The sequence below is a fragment of the Syntrophomonas wolfei subsp. wolfei str. Goettingen G311 genome (assembly GCF_000014725.1).
Classification (GTDB): domain Bacteria; phylum Bacillota; class Syntrophomonadia; order Syntrophomonadales; family Syntrophomonadaceae; genus Syntrophomonas; species Syntrophomonas wolfei.
Genome location: NC_008346.1, coordinates 1,229,651 through 1,250,212 on the forward strand (window position 1 = coordinate 1,229,651; position 20,562 = coordinate 1,250,212).

Genomic DNA, 20,562 nt, shown 5'->3' on the forward strand with positions numbered 1-20,562 from the left:
CTTTGTTTTTTACTTGGTTGAGAGTTTTACATAATGAAAAACCCAATCCCTGTCATTCTGAACATTAGTGAAGAATCTTCAGATCCTTCGGCTTTGCCTCAGGATGACAATTCTAAAATACCTAGTGTTTTTAAGAAAAAGTGCATTATGCAAAAATCTCATTTGTGTAATCAGGGGTAACTTCATTTAACTCACAAACATCCCAGCAAAACTACCTCCATCAGCTCGTTGACCGTCAGGCGCAGACGCCCACGGCCCCAAATGACATAATCGCCGTCGGTGGTGGCGGTTTTAAAGAATACTTCGTTGGCAAGCTCACCGTATTTCATGGTGTGCAGCTTGCCGGAGAGGTCTACTGTTACTGTACTGCCGCTCTCCATTTCCATAAAAAGCCGATAGTCCTTCATGGGCAGCACGGTTTTAATGTAATTCACACATACGCCTCCTTCTCCGTAGCAAATAGAAAAATCCCATCCTACAGATTAACTATAGAATGGGATTTTGTTTTGCGCATCGTCCGAATGGACGATCTTAATGGACGATCTTTGGAAAATATTTTATTTAAGTTTTCCGACAGAAGGGTGCGGCGGTCGATTTAAAGCTTTTGAAATATTCACCTAATAGCAAATTCAGCTTTTTTGCCTTTCTAACGGTCAGAACATTATTGTTGACCCCTACCCTTTGTTAAACATAAAAAACAGGGACTTCCCTATAGGGAAGTCCCTACTTAATCCTATTCCACAGTAAACTTCATTCTCGTCCTTATACCCAGGGTTTTATTTAAAGCTGATTGCAAGCCAGGTTCCAGTATCAAGTAGTAGCTTGCCCCGGCTAACCATTGGCCACCAGGGGGCTTAACCGATATCTGGCAGTTATTGCCGGATACCCCTGCAACGATTACCCCCTCAACTTTATTATCCCCGTTAATATCAGTAGCCACGTAAATATTGCCAAGATTCTGTTCACCTGGTAAAACTGGGTGGGAAAAAGTGATAATCCGTGGTTTAGTAGCATCTGTAATTGATATCTCCTGGAATTCCCGTACGAAGTTAGCCTGCAACTGGCGACTACTGTTACCCAGGTTAAAGCTGTAGACACTATCTCGACTAAGCATGCAGCCGTTTTCACTCCAGTTATCAAAAACATATCCACTTTGGGCCTGGGCTCTTACCGTGATTAAGCTACCACCGTAAAATGTCCCATCGCCACTCACGGTCCCTGCTTTGGCGTAATTACTGCTCAGGCTTACAGTATAACTGACAGGCTCAGGATTACTTATAGGGGTGTAAGTTACAAATTCAGTAAAGTGTTTGGTCCATACTGCCAGGTCAGAGTCAACATCAATTTTACCATCTCCATCAGCAGGAATCTCGCTATCCGCAACATCCTGGCGATCGGCAGAGAGGATACGGGTAATAGGGGTGAATACTCCATTTCTAATATAGCCCACCTGCTGTTGAGCCTGACCGGGAATAAGTATTCTTACCGCCTGGGAAAAGCTGATCTGCTCATCCTCCAAACCCAGTACAATAACCATATTAACCTGACTGGCACCATTTATATTAACACTGGGCTGACTGCTTATCGTAGGCAGCTTAAGAGTTCCATCCCAGTCATCCGGACTGCTGGCGATAGTTCCTTCAGGTATTTGTATTTCAACTGTACCCAGGGCAGTGGAACTGTTGATATTCACCTGAGGCATTGTGCTGCCTGGTGTAACCTCAATCGTAGCCTCGACTTCGGGGGGAATATTGATACTTACCGGTTCATCGTGCAAGACTATGGTTTCTTCTGCAGTGGCAGTTATGGTTGCCATCACTGTTACTGTACAGTTGGCACTAAAATCTCCCTCCACGGTCCTAACAGTAATGAAAGTAGTTCCCGGGCTTATACCGGTCACCAAACCCTCGCTGTCAACAGTTGCTATGCTGCTGTCATCGGAAGACCAGCTTATGTTCTGCTTGCTATTTTCCGGGATTAGAGTAGCTTTTAAAGTTTCGCTATTGCCTTCTGTAATCGTGGTGCTGGCTTTGTTCAGTTTTATTCCTTCTATCCTGGCAAGGACTTCCACCGTACAGCTGGCAGTTTTTCCCCCTTCTGAAGTAGTTGCCGTAATTATAGCTTGCCCCGGGGCTACCGGGGTTACCAGTCCGGTATAGTCAACCCTGGCTACTTCAGTATCGCTGGAATTCCAGTAGACATAGGGATTACTAGCGTAGGAGGGTTGCACCGTTGCTGCTAGTTTTTGAGCAGGGCCGTTTACTTCCAGGGTTAAACTACTTTTATCCAGGGTTACTCCGCTTACCGGGTACCACGGGGGTGGGGGAGAAGGCCTCGCGTTAACAGTTACACTGATACTGGTAGTCAGGGGTACGCTATTGGGATTTACTACCCCCGTCGGAAGAGTTACGGTTCCGCTTACGGTGAAGGTCTGCTCGGTAGTTACAGCCGGGTTATAGGAACAGGCGGCTACATCCCAGCTTACATCGGCCTCTGCATTTCCGCCATTGGTAACCAGGGTCACTTTGGCCGGCAGTCCCAGGGCTGCCGCTGTTTTGGTGGTGCCGTTGGCTATGCCGGTTATGGCAGAAGGAGAGGTTATGCTTATCAGAGTCTCAACAGGGGGATTATTTTTCAGGAAGGGATAACCGTTGTTCCTGCTACCCTCAATATTCCAAATATCTATGAAATCCCAACCTTCATAAGTTTCCTGCTGTTTCATTTGCGCTTCGGTTTTGCCTGTTCCACCGGCAGATGATTTCGTCCCTGATGTATCTGTGTCCCAATAACTATTAGTGACAGTACCTTGGTTATTTATCCCCACTAGTCCGCCGAAAATATTTCCTGTACCTGTTACAGCACCGGTAGTATAGGAGTTGGTAATTGCACCTATATTTATCCCCACCAGTCCACCGACATATTCGGTACCGGATATAGTACCAGAGGCGTAGGAGTTGGTGATCTCACCATCATTCCCACCCACCAGTCCGCCGACATCTTCGGTACCGGCTATAGTACCAGAGGCGTAGGAGTTGGCGATCTCACCATAATTCCATCCGACCAGTCCGCCGACATAATAATTAACACCGGTTACAGCACCGGTGGCGTAGGAGTTGGTAATCGTACCACTATTTTCCCCCACCAATCCGCCGACACCTTCAGAACCAGTTACATTTACATTTTCCAACTTTACATTTTTGATTTGGGCACCCTCAGCAAAACCAAACAAACCTACGTAATCCGTGGTACTCCGGTTAATAGTAAGGTTGCTAATGGTATTATATTTGCCGTCGAATGCACCGATAAATGGAGAGTCCCAATCACCGATGGGCTCCCAACCCAGACCAGTATTATAACTGCTCAGATCGATATCTGCTGTCTGTTTGAAATGCTTATCGAGAAGATATCTCACACTGTCAAGTTGTACGGCTGTTGCGACCTGATAGGGATCCTCCTCCGTTCCGCTGCCGCCGGCAAAAAGTATGGGCTCCACTTCAACAGTTACGGTTACGTCATTGGCCGGCATGTTGAAGGTGTAGCTTTTTCCCGCGGTTACTGTGGTTATTGTTACTGCTTCATTATATACATCGATAACAGTGATTGACTTAAACCGTTTGCCGGCTTCTATATTGGCTATGTTAACGGTTACGGTTAGACCTTCAGCTGCTTCGAGAGCCGGATTAGTTTTTACTGTCGCTGTCCCGCCTACTACATCAGCTACGGTTATAGTGGATTTCACGAAAGAACCAGGGGGATTATTTTTCAAAAAAGGATAATCGTCGTTCTTGCCATCCTTAATATTCCAAATATCTGCAAAATCCCAATCTACATAAGTTCCTTGCAGTTTCATATCCTCTGTGCTTTTACCTGCGACGCCTTCTCCGCCGGCAGAGAAAGCTGTCCCTGATATAGTAGTATCCCAATAACTTTTAGAGACCGTACCCTGGTCATTTATCCCCACCAAACCGCCGACATCGCTTGTACCCTTAACTGTGCCCGTAGCATAAGTGTAGGAAATTGTACTATCACCATTCCACCCCACCAGTCCACCGACATAGTTAGTACCTGTTACGGCACCGGTGGCGTAGGAGTTGGTGATCTCACCATATTTATTGTCTCCCACCAGTCCGCCGATATAGTGGGTACCTGTTACAGCACCAGTAGCGTAAGAGCAGGTGATCGTACCCCAATTTTCTCCCACCAGTCCGCCGACATGGTCGGTACCTGTTACAGCACCGGTAGCGTAGGAGTTGGTGATCTCACCACAATCATTGGATGCCACCAGTCCGCCGACATAGTTGGTACCTGTTACAGTAACGGTAGCGTAAGAGCGGGTGATCGTACCAAAATAATTTTCTCCCACCAGTCCGCCGACATGGTCGGTACCTGTTACAGCACCGGTAGCGTAGGAGTTGGTGATCTCACCATATTTATTGTCTCCCACCAGACTACCGACTTGATAATCACCAGTTACATTTACATTCTCCAACTTCACATTCTTGATATGGGAACCGTTGGTAAAACCAAACAAACCTACGTAACGCCCAGTACTCTTTATAGTAAGTTTGCTAATAATCTTGCCATTGCCATCGAATGTACCGGTAAATTGATACCACTCATTGCCGATAGGCTCCCAACCCGTATCCTCATTATAAGGTGCAATATTTAGGTTGATGTCTTCTGTCTGGATGAAATGCTTATCAAGATGATACCTTACATTGTTAAGTTGCTCGGCCGTTGCAACCTGATAGGGGTTATCCACGCTACCGTCACCGCCGGCAAAAAGTACATATTCAAATGTTGATATCGAGCTACTATCTGTACCATCCGTAGCAATAGCTTTAATGGTCATGTTGGATGGTATTTCTATCAGATTGGTATACAGAGTGCTGGAAGTTGTTGGATCAGCACCATCAGTCGTATAATAAACCGATGCTGCTACGGTTTCTGTTTTCAACTCAACATTTTGCTTTCCACCATAAGTTCCCGCTGGCGGGTCAGCGGTTGGAGCCTCTACTGGTAGTGCATAAGCAGCTATGGAAGTATTTAACAGAAATATCATGGCCAGCAGGACGGGATAAAAACTTCTTTTTCTTTTCAAAAAGCGGGTAATCCCATTGATTTTGTTACCAGTCATTCTCGCTTCCTCTCCTTTGTGTTTTACTTAATCGAGAGTTTTACATAATGAAAAAACCCAATCCCTGTCATTCTGAACATTAGTGAAGAATCTTCAGATCCTTCGGCTTTTGCCTCAGGATGACAATTCTAAAATACCTAGTGTTTTTAAGAAAAAGTGCATTATGCAAAAATCTCATTTGTGTAATCAGGGGTAACTTCACTGCAATTTAACTCACAAACATCCCAGCAAAACCACCTCCATCAGCTCGTTGACCGTCAGGCGCAGACGCCCGCGGCCCCAAATGACATAATCGCCGTCGGCGGTGGCGGTTTTAAAGAATACTTCGTTGGCAAGCTCGCCGTATTTCATGGTGTGCAGCTTGCCGGAGAGGTCTACTGTTACTGTACTGCCGCTCTCCATTTCCATAAAAAGCCGATAGTCCTTCATGGGCAGCACGGTTTTAATGTAATTCATACATACGCCTCCTTCTCCGCAACAAATAGAAAAATCCCATCCTATAGTTAACTATAGGATGGGATTTTGTTTTGCGCATCGTCCGAATGGACGATCTTAATGGACTATCTTATAAAAATATTTTACTTCAGTTTTTCCGCCAGGCGGGTGCGGCGGTCGATTTGAAGCTTTTGAAATATTGTTCGCATGTGTGAGCGCACTGTGCTTTCCGTTATCACCAACTTTTCCGCGATTTCGCTGTTACGCAGCCCCGTAGCTGCTAATTTAGCTACTTCATATTCCCTTTCTGTTAAGTCAGGAGGTAGCTCGCCTGAAAAAAGGGCTTCACGTAACGTGAACCAGCCTTGCGAGAAGCGCTTCCTGACGGTCTTAAACTTCTCCAAAAGGGCGGGATAATCACGCGCAATAACCTCATCAACCAGATCACCCAGCAGTTGTGAATACGAGGCAAAGGGAGACACCAACCCATCAGGAAGAGCTTTTCGGGCAGCATCTTCAACAAAAGCAGCGGCTTGGACACGGTTGCCCAACGCCATATGGCTGGTGGCCATAAGGAAACAAGCAAAGATATCCCCATAGGGGCTCAATAGCCCCTCTGCCGGTCGTACAGCCTGTGCCGTGCCTATAACTCGGGCAAATTCACCTTGATGCAGGAGAAAGACCAGGTGTACGAACAGCGCAATGTTGATTACAGCAGGGGACAGGCGACGATCCTCAAAATCGGCATTTTGCAGCCAATCAGCGATACTCATATGATTCTGAAACTCGTTTAGAAGAACGCCTCGAATAATATCTATAACAGACCTAATGACGAAAGTATCCTGCCGGTCGAAGGAGGCGGCATGTTCCATTGAGGCGATAGCACGCTCCCAGCCGACTGTATCTGCTTTGTGCAACGCAACATGGGCCAGCAATATGGCGGCGCCTAATAGAACCACACTTTGCTGCTTGCTTTCGGCAAGAAACGCCGCCTTGTAGGCAAGTATCTCCGCGTCGTTCAAGTTTCCCCGTTGATAGGCCAGTTCCGCGCGAAATAGCGCATCTGCACCGCTGCCATGACCATTGGTAAGACGCGAATAGATGGTGATGTACTCCTCCAGCACATCGGCCTGGCGATCAGCCTCACCAGGTTTAGTGTAGAACTCAGTTAATGGGGAATAATTGCCAAAACACCAGAGCGTAGTAGGAAGAATTACCTGGGAGTATTGGCTTTTAAAAAGTGGGGCAGCCTGTCTGACTATGACAGTCATCTCAGCCAGATTAGGGAAATTCCTATATGAGGACAACAGCAGCCATTCCCTCAATAAATCAGAATTGTCCAGCAGTTCTGGCATAGTATGCAGCTCATCCATCAATATCTCAAACTGCTCATTCATCCCGGCCATAAATAAGATCCAGGCAATGCGGAGCATATTAAGGATATATTTCTTTTTGATTTCTGCTGGGCAATTTTGGGCAATATCAAGAGCTAACTCGGTAAAGGGTACAGCGTTAATAATCTCCAAATTCATTTCGGAAAGGTCAAGCGAGAGCATCCGCTCATAATCACGGATTTGCATGTAAAAGCCCAGAGCCCTAGCGGTTTGCCCTTCATCCCGGCAAAAATCCCCCGCCTGCAACAGGCATTGCCGTTCAAACGCAGGCCCACGCTCCCCGCGCTTTTGAATAAACAGCTCGGTCAGAATGCTATGCACTTCGTATTGCCGCTCGGTTGGATCGTAGTGGATAAAGGGACTCGCGAAGGCCTCCAAAGCGTATTCCGGCAGTGTATCACAGCCGATGAGGGAACATGACTGCTGTACGCTGACCATCTCAAACGGTGATAAATACAATAGAAAGTTTTGCTGTTCTTCGGTCAACTTATCCCATACTAAATGCTCCATAAGAGCCAAAATACCGGGTGTATCGGAGAATGTACCTGTTTCCAGAAAAGTAGAGAGCTGTAAATATACTGCGATAATCCAGCCTTCGGTGTAGCGCTCGACCTCTTGTGCGTCCTCCAGGGTAATTTTTACATTAGCGAGGGCGTAATAACGGCAGATATCTCTTGTGTTCAACCGCATATCACTAACCGTAATATGCAAAAGCCCATGACCTGCAACAATAGAAAGGGTATCTCGTTTGAGCATTTGGGTCACGATAATGACATGCAGGCCCTGGCCACCATGTTCGAGGAGCGCAAGAAAAAAGGCTGGGGGCAGGGCGTCCTGCAAAAAATGAAAGTTATCAATCACCAGATAGGTTTCATGTTTGCACTGGACTAAGCGCAGGGCTTCACTTGCTTCGCCAATGGTGCCGGCGTTGGGTAGTCCAATTTTAACGAGTCGCTCACCCGCATATCTGTCAATCTTCTCAATCTCGCGGCAGAGTCGCCGAAAAGCCGCGGAGGGCTTTTCATCCATAGCAGTGAACCAATAGATGGGCGTGCCCTGGGAGAGGGAGTTTTGTAGAAAGTCTCGTATTGCGGTGGTTTTACCGTAACCGGACGGGGCTTCGACAATAGTAACCGGCACAAGATGTATCTGCTCCAATTTGCGTTTGAGCCGGTCGGAATAATAATGTAGTTCGTTGCTATTGCTTTTTCCTGTTCCCATTTTTCCTCCCTATGCAGCCCATAACCATGAAGCAAGGGGACATCTTTTTTGCTTCCTGTTGAGGAAGTAAAAAAAATGTCCCCGCAGACCGCCCCCTACAGAGAGATGGTCTGGTTCCTTTCCTTATGTTCGAAGGTATACATTATTATTATGTTAATGATATTATTCTAAACTCATTGTATCATAAATCTATGAGTGGTGAAATATGGGGAAGGCCAGGGAAGCAGAAGAATATCTTCTTGCTTTCATGAGTGGATGGTGAGGACATGAGGCTGATTTGGAAACATCTCAGCAGCGGCCTGATTTATCTTCGTAATTTTAGATTAATCCCGGGGCTGGTGGGTACTATTATTCCATTTTTCTGGCAACTGGTTAATCTTTATGGTACCCTGCCAGCAGTGATTATTATTGCTGGCGTTTTTCAAATGCTAATAGTGATAATGGCAGCCATAATATATCCTTTTTTCTTTTTCAAATGGAGTTTTATTGAGATCTACTACCTGGCGGCAGTATTTATGCTGCTTGCTGTTATTAGCTGGCAGTTTATAAATATTGAGGTTAATCGGCGGGCAGGCTTTAAAATGGTTAAACTGCAATTCTCATCCCGTGCCGCTCTGCTTTTGCTGGGATTGCTGCTGGGTAATCGTTGGCTGTCTCTGTCCATTTCGCCCCGTACTACATTCTGGGACCTGCATTTAAAGCCTCAACTCGCAGGACAGCTCAGGTCCAAGAGCAGGGAGCAAATAGTGGCGGCTATAAGCCATGATTACCGGCAGGCTTTAAATCTGGTGGAAGATGCTATATTCTTTGGCTGTTCCCCCGGTTCATTTAAAAAACTTTTAAATGCGGCCGGGCTCAAAGAGTCGCAGTATATTATTATGGAAACCATTATTCCCCCAAAGCATGCAGAAATATTTGGCTTGAGACGTCCTTTTTACTTTTATGTAATATCAATCCGTAATCAGACCGGACAGTAAACAAGTTAGGAGATACTCTATAGCGGGCCCAAAATCATGGTGGCGATAGCAAAATAGATGAGCAGGCCCATGACATCCGTTATTGAGGTGATAAGGGGATTGCTGGCTACCGCCGGGTCCAAATTCATTTTTGTTAGTATAAAGGGCAGCATTACCCCTATCAGATTGGCAGCTATAATAATGGTTAACATGGTAAAGCCCACAATTAAACCAATTTGCAGGCCTCCCCGCATAGACCCAAATATGGAACTGATGATTCCCATAAACACCCCCAGCAATAAACCTACCATAAGTTCCTTAAAAAACACTCTTATCCATTCATCTGCCGTCACATCGCTGGTGGCTAAGGCGCGTACCATCAGGGTAGATGCCTGAGCACCGGCGTTGCCGCCACTGCCCAGCAAAAGAGGGATAAATACAGTGAGAACTATTACGGTTTGCAGGGTTTGTTCATACAGAGCTATTACTCCCGAGGAAAGCAGGCTTACAAAAACCAGAGCGATTAACCAGCCCATTCTTTTTCCCACCAGGTCTTTTATGCTTGATTCCTGATAACTGGCTTTCAACGGTGTAACGGCGGCGGTTTTATGAAAGTCTTCGGTGGCCTCTTCTTCAGCAACATCCATTACGTCGTCAAAAGTCACCAGCCCCAGGAGTATTCCATCCGAATCTACCACGGGGAGAGAAAAGACATCATATTTTTGCATGACTTTAACGGCCATTTCCCGGTCATCAAAGGCACTGAGACTGATGAAGGATTTGCTCATGATGGCTTCTACGGTTTCCTGGGGGTTGGCCAGAATTAACAGGGAGAGCTCCAGAGAATCCAGCAACTTCCAGGATTCATCAATAACATAGATGGTATGCAGGGTTTCGCTATTTCGAGCTTTAAGCCGTATGTGATTAATGGCCTCCTGAATAGTCCATTGTGGTCTCACCGCGACATAATCGGGAGTCATTAATCGACCGACACTCTCTTCAGGATAGCCCAATAAAAGCCGGGCTTCTTTCAAATCATCCGGGTTCAAAAGATTAAGCAGGCGTTGAGTAACTTGACCAGGCAGCTCCTCGAAGAGAGTGGTTCTATCATCGGGAGGCAGGTTAGTTAATAGATAGCGAGTTTCTTCATTGGTCAAATCTTTAAGCAGGGCATTGCGATCTTCTTTTTCCAAATAGGAGAATACGGCAGTTGCCACCGGCCGGGGTAAGAGCCGGAACATTATTACCCTATCTGCTTTATTTAAGCCGATCAGCAGTGATGCCACATCCGGTATAAGATAGTCATTCCATGCCAATTGCCTTAGTTGATTCCATTGTTGCTGGGTTATTAAATTAGATATCTGTTCCTTTAACTCTTCCATATAAACCTCCATCTCGCTGCAGGTTCGGCGATACAAAATAGGAATGAAAAGCTACATATAGCACTTGGAATATGCAGCATAGATCTAAGGATAAGGCAACTCAGGTTCAAGCAGAACGCCCCTGCCGGACTTGCGGCAGCATGGCTCTTAATATAAGGCATAATACCTTCGCAGGAAAACCCGGGCAACCTGTTGGGAACTATTAAGGTTTTTACCTAGAATTAGTGAACAGGATGCATTTATTAGGGCAAGTTTTCAGAAATAGCAAAATAACGGGTTTTTCACCCGCTATATTTCTTAGCCAAATTGTTAGCCACTGATGGGCAAACCCTGTTATTTTGATTCTTATGAAACTATTTTATGGGCCTCCAGATATTTTCTGTTTCGATAATTACAATACACTGGAGTGTAGAGTGATTTCATGGTGGGCCGTATAAGATTCGAACTTATGACTTCTTCCGCGTCAAGGAAGCACTCTCCCACTGAGTTAACGGCCCCATCTATTTTTAATATTTATTATTTTAATGCAGTCAGGTCAGAAAGTAAAGTGAATTGAGAGACTTCTGCCCCCTGATGCTATAATGAAAAGAAAGAGGATTGATGGTATGAATATAGAAATCATAACGGCAACAATCGATATGCTGGAAGAGATAGTTGCAATCCAAACCGCAGCATTTTCTGAGCGTGAGCCTATGACCATGTCGTTGAATTTTACTAAGGAGGAAATGTATGATTATTTTTTGAAAATAATTCCGGAAAGTATAAATTCAGGGCTTACAATGGCGGCAGTAGATGAAGATAAAGGAGCAATAGCAGCTGTAGTCATATGTTTTGATGCTTTTGCGGTATTCCCTAATATGGAATGGACCCAAAAAGAAATTGACGGAATTAGCAAAACAAATATATTTTTTGAAGAGTTAGAAAAACCCTTGAACACTAATCCAGCCTTTAAGCCGGAAAAATGTGTGAGGCTGATGTATGTCTCTACTGATGAAAATTATCTGAGAAGGGGAATTGCTAGAAAACTAGGCGAGTCTATGATAAACCGTGCAATTGATTTGGGCTACGAATTGATGATAGCTGATGCCACCAATATAAATTCTGCCGGCATGTTTGAGAAGCTGGGCTTTTGGCAAGAAAAGGTACTTCCCTATAAGTTGGTGGAAAAGGACGGCCTCAAAGCATTCGGCAATGTAGAGGGCGAATGCATTTTATATAGCAGGTATTTACAGGAGAACTGCTTTTCATAACTAAAATAAAATACTGTGATTTAAAAAGATATTGAAAAAAAAATGAAAGTTTATACGGGAGGTAGATATATGAAAACTTTTAAACTTTCCAATGCCCAGGCGAGAATACTCGCCACTGAGCTGGGCAATCCCGGCACTACAGCGTATATTGTGCCCATCAGCGTTAGCTTTGCATCCGAGGATGAAGCATATATTACGGATGCTATAAAAGCGCTTCTTGTGGGAAATATCAATATTCGTTTCACCCGGGACGATAATCTGGATGTGGTTCAATACATAGCTGAAGCAGATTATTCTACTATAAAATACATAGAGGCCGATACCAAGGATATGGAGATGTTAGTGAAAGATTCCGTGGCGAAGGGGTTTTTCACTATTTTTGATGTTCCTTTGTATCGCTTTACTATAATAAAAACTCCCCATGAATTAGTCCTGATAATCGTTTTACATCACTTGATATGCGACGGCAGCTCGGTATATATGCTGGCTGACCGCCTGCAGGAAGCGGTAAGATACTTGCGCAGCGGCAGTGAATACTCGTTTAATGAAGCGGATTATCAGCTATATACCGAGCGTGAGCAGCAATACTTGAACTCTAGCGAGGGTAAAAACGATAAGGCTTATTGGCTTGAGCAGTTCCGGGATTTATCCGGTTATGTGCAGGCCATAGTGGTCAGTGAGGAACTCTCCATTGGCACCAGAATTATCGATTTGCCAGAAGAATTGAGACAGGGGATTAAGGCAGCCTGCGAAAAATGCCCGGTGCAGATTTCACCCTTTGTTTTTGCCAGTGCCCTGCTGGCGGTATATCTCTCAAGGGTAAATAAGGCGGAGGGGATGGTATTATCTGCAGGATACTCGGGCCGAAACTTCGGCGAGGATTTAAATGAGGCCATGGGCATGTTTGTTAATCTTCTGCCGCAAAAATACCCTTATAATCCGGAAATGACCTTTATTCAGGCTTTGGAGAATGCTAAAGAGATTTTAAAAGGCGGATTAACACATGGCAGGTACCCCTTTAACCTCTATAGTGAGGAATTAAAACAAAATAATATAGATGCTGGTATGCTATTAAATTACTCCATCGTATCTAACTCTTGGAAGTCGGATTATATCAAAGTTCTGGAACTGGGCCATGCTGAATTCCCTTTGCTTTTCCGCATAAATCCAGGCCGGGATGATCGGGACGGCCTGCAGCGAATCAGAATCGAGTATCGCTATGATTGCTTCAGTGACGAGAAAATTGATAGTCTGGTGGATGGTCTTTTGACCATGCTTAGGGATATTGTAAATAATCCGGAAATAGCCTGTGATGAGATAAGTATTTGGGGTGAAACGGAAAAAAGGCTGATTGCCGCTGGGATGGCTACGCTGGAAAACAGCTTTGCCTATCAAGAGGCGCAGAAGTATTTTGAGAAGATATTTGCCGGGAATGAGATTGATGCCAATTTAATCCCGGACCTGCCGGGTGAAAAAGCCCCGCCGCTCTTTGCTTCCTATACTTTAAGCTGTGAGCTGCCCCATGACGAAACCGCCTGCCTGGCGGCCTTTGCCTATACTCTGGCCAAATATAGCAATCAGGAGGAGGTATTATTCGGCAGCGTCATTGAGGGGAAAATACTGCCAGTTTATACGAATATTGATGAAGAGCAGGCTGCTCCGGAGTATTTACAGCAGATTAAGAATTATTTAGCCCGGACCCGGAAGTATTCCTTTTATCCCTTCACTGAGATTAAGAAAAATTTTGCGCTGAGCTCTGATGTGCTACTGCTGTTTGGTGAATCCGAGATTAATGAGCCTTTTAAATTCTCGGTGAAGCTGTCGGAGAACGGTATTACAGGAGTATACAATGCGCATCTTTATAAAGAGGAAAGCATTGGGCGTTTTTTAACATCCTTGCAGGCGGTTATCTTAGCTCTATCAGAGGGTCAAAGATTAAGTGAGATTGAGATAATTTCTGGCAAAGACCTGGATTTAATAAAATCTTTTAACGATAATACCGTCCCTTTGGATAGGGAATTGACCATAGTGGATATGCTGCGGGCACAGACGGCCAGGACCCCGGAGCGTACGGCAGTGGTATATGGAGACAATTCATATACATACCGGGAACTGGACGAGATAACGGATAGAATTGCCCGTTTCCTGACGGCCAAGGGTATGGGCCGGGAACAGGCGGTGGGCATATTAATCCATCGTTCGGAGTTAATGGCGATTTGTTCTATTGGGGTACTAAAGAGCGCGGCTGCCTACCTGCCGCTTGATCCCAATTACCCATCGGAACGCTTGGAATTCATGCTGAATGATGCCGCCGCTAAAATACTTATAGTGGACGATGATTTATATGACCGGGTTCCTAATTACCAGGGTGAAATTATCTTAAGCAGCAGCATCTGGGATTTAGAGGATAGTAAACTGGCATTGGCGGCACCCAGAGCCGAAGATTTATTTATTCTTTTATACACCTCGGGCTCTACCGGAACGCCCAAGGGCTGCATGATTGAGCACCGGAATCTGGTTAATTTCTGCCGGTGGTATCAGGATTATTACGCTGTGACTGAAGAGGATAAAAGCGCCGCCTATGCCAGCTACGGTTTTGACGCCTGCATGATGGATTTGTATCCCTTTTTGACCCGGGGTGCCTGTGTACATATTATTCCTGAAGAAATGCGCCTGGACCTGCCCGGGCTTAATGATTATTTCGAGAAAAACGGCATTAGCATAGCCTTTATGACTACCCAGCTGGGTCGGCAGTTTGCCCTGAGCATGGATAATAAAAGCCTTAGACATCTTTCCACCGGTGGGGAGAAGCTAGTGCCCTGTGCGCCGCCAGCTTATAACTTTTATAATCTATACGGGCCAACCGAGTGTACCATCCTTTCCACCGCATTTTTGGTGGATAAGGAATATGCCAATGTACCTATCGGCAAACCCTTGAGCAATACCGACTTGTATATCCTGGATAAACAGGGAAGGCAAATGCCGGTGGGAGTTCCCGGCGAGCTTTGCATTTCCGGCTATCAAGTGTCCAGGGGTTATCTGGGCCGGGATGATTTGACCGCAGAACAATATGTGGCCAATCCCTATAACCGTGCCGAGGGTTATGAACGCTATTATAAAACCGGAGATGTTTGCCGCTGGTTGCCGGATGGTAATATGGAGTTTGTGGGCCGGCGTGATTTTCAGGTAAAAATTCGCGGTTTTAGGGTTGAGCTTAGTGAAATCGAAGGTAAAATCCGAGAATATCCCGGTATCCTTGATGCAACTGTTGTTGCCTATGACGAGGCTGGCGGCGGCAAATATGTAGCGGCGTATATAGTAGCCGACCATCAGGTCAAGATAGCGGACTTGAATGACTTTATTGCGCAAGATTTACCTGCCTATATGGTGCCGGCTGTGACCATGCAATTAGCCAGCATCCCCCTTAACCAGAACGGCAAGGTAAACAAGCGTGCCTTGCCGGAGCCCAAAGTAACCTTTGCGGAAGCCATTCCCCCCCAAAATGCCCTGCAGCAAAGGATTTTCGACTGCATTAAATCGGTAACCGGCAGTGATGAATTCGGCATTAATACGGATATATACCTGGCTGGTCTGACCTCTATCGGAGCGGTGAAACTAAATGTCGTTCTGGCAAAGGAGTTCGGCATTAATATTAAATCCCGGGATATTAAACAGCATAATACGGTGGAGAAATTGGAAAAGTTTATTCTGGGGAATACCCAGGTGGAAAAAACCCATGAAAAATTAGCGGAGTATCCCTTGACCCAGACCCAAATAGGTATTTATTTGGAGTGCCTGCGGGATGAAAAATCTACCATCTACAACATACCTATGTTATTTAAGCTGGGAGAGGGTGTAGATGCCGAAAGACTGGCATCAGCTATTGAAAAGGCGATTGAGGCCCATCCCTATATGAAGTGCTATCTGAAAACGGATGCCAATGGGGATATTAAACAGGTCAGAAACGATGATTTTGCCTATAAGGTGCCCATAATTAAAACATGCGCTTTCGAGGAAATGAAAAATACCCTGGTTCAACCCTTCGATTTTGCTGCCGCCCCACTGTTTAAAATTGTTATCTACCAGAGCGAAAGCGCTTCGTACCTGTTCATGGATATTCATCATATCATCTGTGACGGCAGCTCTACCGCGATTTTATTAAATGATATCAACCAGGCCTATAAGGATGAATCTCTGGCCGTAGAGGAATATTCCAGTTTTGAACTTTCTCTGGATGAAATCGAAGCCCGGAGCGGGAAAGAATACAGTGAGGCCAGGGCTTATTATGATTCGCTTTTTAAGGATGTGGAAATCAATTCATTGCCGGCCCGGGATGTATTTAATGATAGCGAGCAATGCCAGAGCTGGGAGCGGGTGGAGAAATTGCCCCGGGGGCAAATTGATGCCTTCTGCCAGGAAAACAATATTACCCCCAATGCCTTGTTTACCGGGGCCTTTGCCTATTTGCTGGGACAATACACCCATCAAGACGAAGCGGTGTTTACCACCATATACAACGGCAGAAATGAGGCGCGAAAAGCCCATATAGTCGGTATGCTGGTCAAGACCCTGCCGGTTTATGCCAATCTTGACCACGGGCAGAATGTAGCCGTTTATTTACAAGGCATGAAGGAACATATAATGGAGCTTATGAGTAACGACATCTATTCCTTCGCTGAAGTCAGCCGCGCCTACGGGATTAAGGCGGATATTCTATTTGCTTATCAGGGGGAAGAATTTACTGATTTTCAAATTGCGGGTGAGCCGGGCGAGTTAATGTATTTGGAAGCCAAAGACGCCAAGGCCCCCTTATCGGTGGATGTATTTGTCGAAGGCGAGCAGTATCGTTTTTTGAGCGAGTACCGAAGCGACTGGTATTCTGAGGAGATGATAGCCAGCTTTACCGATGCTTATATTGCAACCATTAAGAGTTTTTTGGAGGCGGAAACCCTGGCTGATGCAAATATATGCTCGGAACAAGCCCTGGCTTTGTTGGAGAGCTTCAACCAGACCGCCTGGCCGGTAAGGGATATCCCGCTAGCACATTTATTTGAGGAGCAGGCAGCTTTGCACCCCGATAAAGTGGCGGTAATTGCTGGTGATGAACGGCTTAGCTTCAGGGAGCTTAACGAAAGAGCCAATCGGGTAGCCAATTCTTTAATTGAAAAGGGGATTCAAAGTGAGCAGATGGTAGGCATTATGCTCCCCCGTACGGTAAATGTCTATGTAGCGATTCAGGGTGTGGTGAAATCCGGCGCGGCCTTTTTGCCTATTGACCCCGATTATCCCGATGACAGAATCCAGTATATTTTAGAGGATAGTGCGGCTCCCTATATTATTACCAGTGAAGCGATCAAGAGTGAGCGCAGCAGCATATGCTCGCAGGGAAATTATATGGTTCTGAGCATCGAGCAGTTGTTGGAGAATGAGAATAATACAAACCCGCTGGTAGATATCCAGCCTGAGCATATCTGTTATTGCATATATACCTCGGGCTCTACCGGCAAGCCCAAGGGCGTTATGATAGAGCACAGCAACCTGACGCATTACTGTAACGCTAATCCCTTGAATCCGGAAATCATGTCCTATGTGAATAATGCCAATGTATCTCTGGCCCTGGCGGCGATTACCTTCGATGTGTCCGTATTGGAGCAATTTGTACCTCTCTTAAACGGCATTACCGTCTGCCTGGCCAACGAGGAGGAAATTCATAATCCCCTGGCTTTATCGGACTTGATCTTAAAGAATAAGGTGGACATGATGACCTGTACCCCCTCCTTTATCAGTAATATCGTGGATATGCCGGAAATGCGTCGGGCGCTTCGTCAAATCAAGGCGTTCAATGTAGGGGCGGAATCATTCCCGGCAGCTTTATACGAGCAGATTAAGGCCCTGGGTACCAACGCCGCTGTATTCAACGGTTATGGACCTACCGAGGCTACTATCGGCTGTACTTTCTGCGAGGTTTTGGGTGAAAAAATAACCATCGGCAAACCCATGTCCAATGTGCAGATTTATATGATTAACGAAAACCATAAAATACTGCCGGCAGGTGCTCCCGGTGAACTGGTGATTGCAGGCGCCGGGGTGGGCCGGGGTTATGTAAACAAGCCGGAAATGACAGCGGAGAAATTCATTACCATAAACGGCCGGCGAGCATATCGCAGCGGGGACTTGGCCCGGTGGAATTTTAACGGTGAAATTGAATTCCACGGTAGAATAGATGATCAGGTGAAGCTGAGAGGGTTGCGGGTGGAACTGGGTGAAATCGAAAAGGTAATGAACGATTATGAGGGTATATTATCCAGTATCGTAGTGGTAAAGGAAAACCAGGCGGGACAATTCCTCTGCGCTTATTTTACTGCCCAGGGGATAGTGGATAAGGCAGCACTGACACAGCATTTGGCTGATACCCTGACCTATTACATGGTCCCTAGTGTTTTAATTCAGCTGGATAAGCTTCCGCTTACCAATAACGGTAAGGTAGATAAAAAGGCACTGCCCGAGCCGGACTTTATAAGGGATGAAGGTGAGTATGTCGCACCGGCCAATAAAACCGAGGCTGATTTATGTGAGATATTCAAGTCGGTATTGGGCTTGCCGCAAGTAGGTGCGGTTGATAACTTCTTTGAAATCGGCGGCAGCTCATTAAGTGCCTCGCGGGTGGCCATGCAGTGTATGAGCCGGGGATTAAAAATCGTATACGCCGATATATTCAAATCCCCAACTCCAAGGGAACTGGCAGCAATATGTGCCGATACGGCCGCTGCAGAGATCGGAGTTGCTAAAGAAGATATAATCTCTGCCTATGATTATAAGAAACTGGCGGCAGCACTGGCCCCAAACGATTTGCGCTATATTGATGAGGTAGAATATACCCCGGTGGGTAATATTCTTTTAACCGGGGCCACGGGATTTTTGGGAACCCATGTGTTAAAAGAATTCTTAGACAATTACTCCGGCAAGGCCTACTGCTTTATTCGCCAGGGCCAGAGAAAGAGCCTGGAGGAACACTTAAAAACCATGTTGATGTATTATTTCGAGAATACCTACGAGGATTTGTTCGGGGACCGGATTATGGTGATTGATGGAGATATTACTGATTTGGATAGTGTTTTGGCCCTGGAGCATTATGACTTTGATATACTTATCAACTGCGCTGCCAATGTAAAGCATTTCGTGGCGGACGATAGCCTGGAAAAAGTCAATGTGGAGGGTGTGAAAAATCTTATTAAGCTTGGCCAAAAGACCAAAAAACGCTTAATTCAGGTATCTACAGCCAGTATTGCCGGAGAGGGTCGCGATGGCAGACCGCCTGTGGATAAGAAGTTATTGGAAAACGAAGTTTATTTTGGGCAGGCTCTGGAAAACGCCTATATTAAGTCCAAATTCCTGGCCGAGCGTGCTGTTTTAGAGGCTATCAGCGAGGGTCTGGATGCAAAAATAATGCGGGTGGGCAACCTGATGTCGAGGTATTCGGACGGCGAATTTCAGATTAATTTTTTGACCAATAGTTTTATGCAGCAGCTGCGTGGCTACAAGATTATCGGCAAATTCCCCGTAACAGCCATGGATGCACCGGCGGAGTTTTCCCCCGTTGATTCCACGGCGGCAGCAATTTTGAAGCTTTCTGGTACTAATAAGGAGTTTAGCGTTTTCCATCCTTACAACAACCATTTAATCTATATGTCTGATGTGATTTATGCGATTAATCAATACGGCTTCAAGATCGAGGTGGTAAGTGAAGATGAATTTCAAAAATCTTTGCTGGAGGCTATGGGGGATGAAAACCGCAACGAAGCTATTTCCAGACTTATCACCTATTTGTCAAATGATGCTGATAGCAAGATTTATTGGCTTGATGCAAGCAATAAATTTACCACCGAAATCCTTTACCGGTTGGCCTATAAATGGCCTATCATCAGTGACGAGTATATGAAGCAGTCGATTAATGCCCTGGATGGCCTGAACTTTTTTGACCTATGATAAAGCTGTATTTAATGAAGATATCCGGGCTGGAGCCTGATGATATCAAATGGAAAAAGCATGTTTCCCCAAAACGCTATGAAAAAATGTTAAGCTACCGGCAAAAAAAGGACCGGGCCTTGTCCCTGGGGGTTGAGCTCTTGTTAAACGCGGCTTTGCAGGAACTGTATCCCGGTATAAGGTGCCCGGTCGCCTATGTGGAGGATGAAAACGGCAAGCCGTATTTGCCGGATTATCCCGCTATCTATTTCAACCTCTCGCATGCGGAGGAATATGCGGCTTGTGCCCTATCCGATGCAGCTCTGGGAGTGGATATAGAGTATTGCGCTGATATTGATGGGGATATTGCCCGGAGCTATTTCACGGGCCAGGAATATGAATATATATGCGGAAAACCCGAGTCGAAACGCCTGGAGGCCTTTTATGATTTATGGGTTTTAAAGGAAAGCTATATGAAAGCATGCGGAGTTGGTTTTCGCCTGGCCCTGGATGCTTTTTGCCTCCAAATGGGGGATAGAATAACGCTGCTGCAAGATGGGCAAATACAGCCCTGCAGCTTTTTCCTTACCCAATTTGAGAACTACAAGCTGGCCGTATGCTATCAGGGTGATGAAGATGCTTCAATTACTCCGATATTTTGCGAGCCCCAGAACTTATATCTAACTCCACTGCAAAAATTTATTAATATTCATTGGCTTGTATAAATATACCGCTCGCCAACGCTCGCTTGTATATTTTTATACAAGCCTTATGCAACAAAAAGGAGTTTTTGCAACAGAGTCACTTCTATATTAACCTTCC

At 45.6% G+C, this 20,562-nt stretch carries 9 protein-coding genes and 1 tRNA gene; 4 read left to right on the plus strand and 6 right to left on the minus strand.

Going from position 1 to position 20,562, the window contains the following annotated elements; genetic code table 11:
- Nucleotides 1–191 precede the first annotated feature (191 nt).
- The 4 genes from SWOL_RS05475 to SWOL_RS05490 all read right to left on the minus strand — a co-directional run bounded on the left by SWOL_RS05475 (nt 192) and on the right by SWOL_RS05490 (nt 8,187).
- On the minus strand, nt 192–434 hold the full coding sequence (locus SWOL_RS05475) for a DUF2442 domain-containing protein (RefSeq protein ID WP_011640491.1): 243 nt from the start codon (nt 432–434) through the stop codon (nt 192–194).
- 299 nt (nt 435–733) lie between these two features.
- Complete coding sequence (locus SWOL_RS05480; protein WP_011640492.1) at nt 734–5,137, minus strand: GLUG motif-containing protein; 4,404 nt, start codon at nt 5,135–5,137, stop codon at nt 734–736.
- A gap of 213 nt (nt 5,138–5,350) precedes the next feature.
- Nucleotides 5,351–5,593 carry a DUF2442 domain-containing protein gene (locus SWOL_RS05485; protein ID WP_011640493.1) on the minus strand — a complete coding sequence of 81 codons (243 nt, stop codon included), beginning with the start codon at nt 5,591–5,593 and terminating at the stop codon, nt 5,351–5,353.
- Nucleotides 5,594–5,715: 122 nt separating this feature from the next.
- Nucleotides 5,716–8,187, minus strand: coding sequence for a LuxR C-terminal-related transcriptional regulator (locus tag SWOL_RS05490; RefSeq protein WP_011640494.1), 2,472 nt, complete (start codon nt 8,185–8,187; stop codon nt 5,716–5,718).
- A 251-nt stretch (nt 8,188–8,438) separates the two neighbouring features.
- On the opposite strand from SWOL_RS05490, the gene SWOL_RS05495 reads away from it, so the two are divergent.
- Nucleotides 8,439–9,164, plus strand: coding sequence for a hypothetical protein (locus SWOL_RS05495; RefSeq protein WP_155814143.1), 726 nt, complete (start codon nt 8,439–8,441; stop codon nt 9,162–9,164).
- A 17-nt stretch (nt 9,165–9,181) separates the two neighbouring features.
- On the opposite strand, the gene mgtE is transcribed toward SWOL_RS05495, so the two are convergent.
- Both mgtE and SWOL_RS05505 read right to left on the minus strand, forming a co-directional pair.
- Nucleotides 9,182–10,525, minus strand: coding sequence for a magnesium transporter (gene mgtE / locus SWOL_RS05500; protein ID WP_011640496.1), 1,344 nt, complete (start codon nt 10,523–10,525; stop codon nt 9,182–9,184).
- A 422-nt stretch (nt 10,526–10,947) separates the two neighbouring features.
- Nucleotides 10,948–11,022: transfer RNA gene (locus tag SWOL_RS05505), tRNA-Val, on the minus strand.
- Nucleotides 11,023–11,130: 108 nt separating this feature from the next.
- On the opposite strand from SWOL_RS05505, the gene SWOL_RS05510 reads away from it, so the two are divergent.
- The 3 genes from SWOL_RS05510 (at nt 11,131) to SWOL_RS05520 (ending at nt 20,465) form a co-directional block, all read left to right on the plus strand.
- The gene (locus tag SWOL_RS05510) at nt 11,131–11,775 is read left to right on the plus strand and encodes a GNAT family N-acetyltransferase (protein ID WP_011640497.1); all 645 of its coding nucleotides are present in this window, start codon (nt 11,131–11,133) and stop codon (nt 11,773–11,775) included.
- Nucleotides 11,776–11,844: 69 nt separating this feature from the next.
- A complete protein-coding gene (locus SWOL_RS05515) occupies nt 11,845–19,761 on the plus strand; it encodes a non-ribosomal peptide synthetase (RefSeq protein ID WP_011640498.1) in 7,917 nt (2,638 codons plus the stop codon).
- 14 nt (nt 19,762–19,775) lie between these two features.
- The gene (locus SWOL_RS05520) at nt 19,776–20,465 is read left to right on the plus strand and encodes a 4'-phosphopantetheinyl transferase family protein (protein ID WP_162010600.1); all 690 of its coding nucleotides are present in this window, start codon (nt 19,776–19,778) and stop codon (nt 20,463–20,465) included.
- Nucleotides 20,466–20,562 lie beyond the last annotated feature (97 nt).

Excerpts from the sequence above, each read along its gene's own strand:
- SWOL_RS05480 (WP_011640492.1), bottom strand. The coding sequence starts at position 5,137 with ATGACTGGTAACAAAATCAATGGGATTACCCGCTTTTTGAAAAGAAAA.
- SWOL_RS05485 (WP_011640493.1), bottom strand. The coding sequence starts at position 5,593 with ATGAATTACATTAAAACCGTGCTGCCCATGAAGGACTATCGGCTTTTT.
- SWOL_RS05490 (WP_011640494.1), bottom strand. The coding sequence starts at position 8,187 with ATGGGAACAGGAAAAAGCAATAGCAACGAACTACATTATTATTCCGAC.
- mgtE (WP_011640496.1), bottom strand. The coding sequence starts at position 10,525 with ATGGAAGAGTTAAAGGAACAGATATCTAATTTAATAACCCAGCAACAA.
- SWOL_RS05510 (WP_011640497.1), top strand. The coding sequence starts at position 11,131 with ATGAATATAGAAATCATAACGGCAACAATCGATATGCTGGAAGAGATA.
- SWOL_RS05515 (WP_011640498.1), top strand. The coding sequence starts at position 11,845 with ATGAAAACTTTTAAACTTTCCAATGCCCAGGCGAGAATACTCGCCACT.
- SWOL_RS05520 (WP_162010600.1), top strand. The coding sequence starts at position 19,776 with ATGAAGATATCCGGGCTGGAGCCTGATGATATCAAATGGAAAAAGCAT.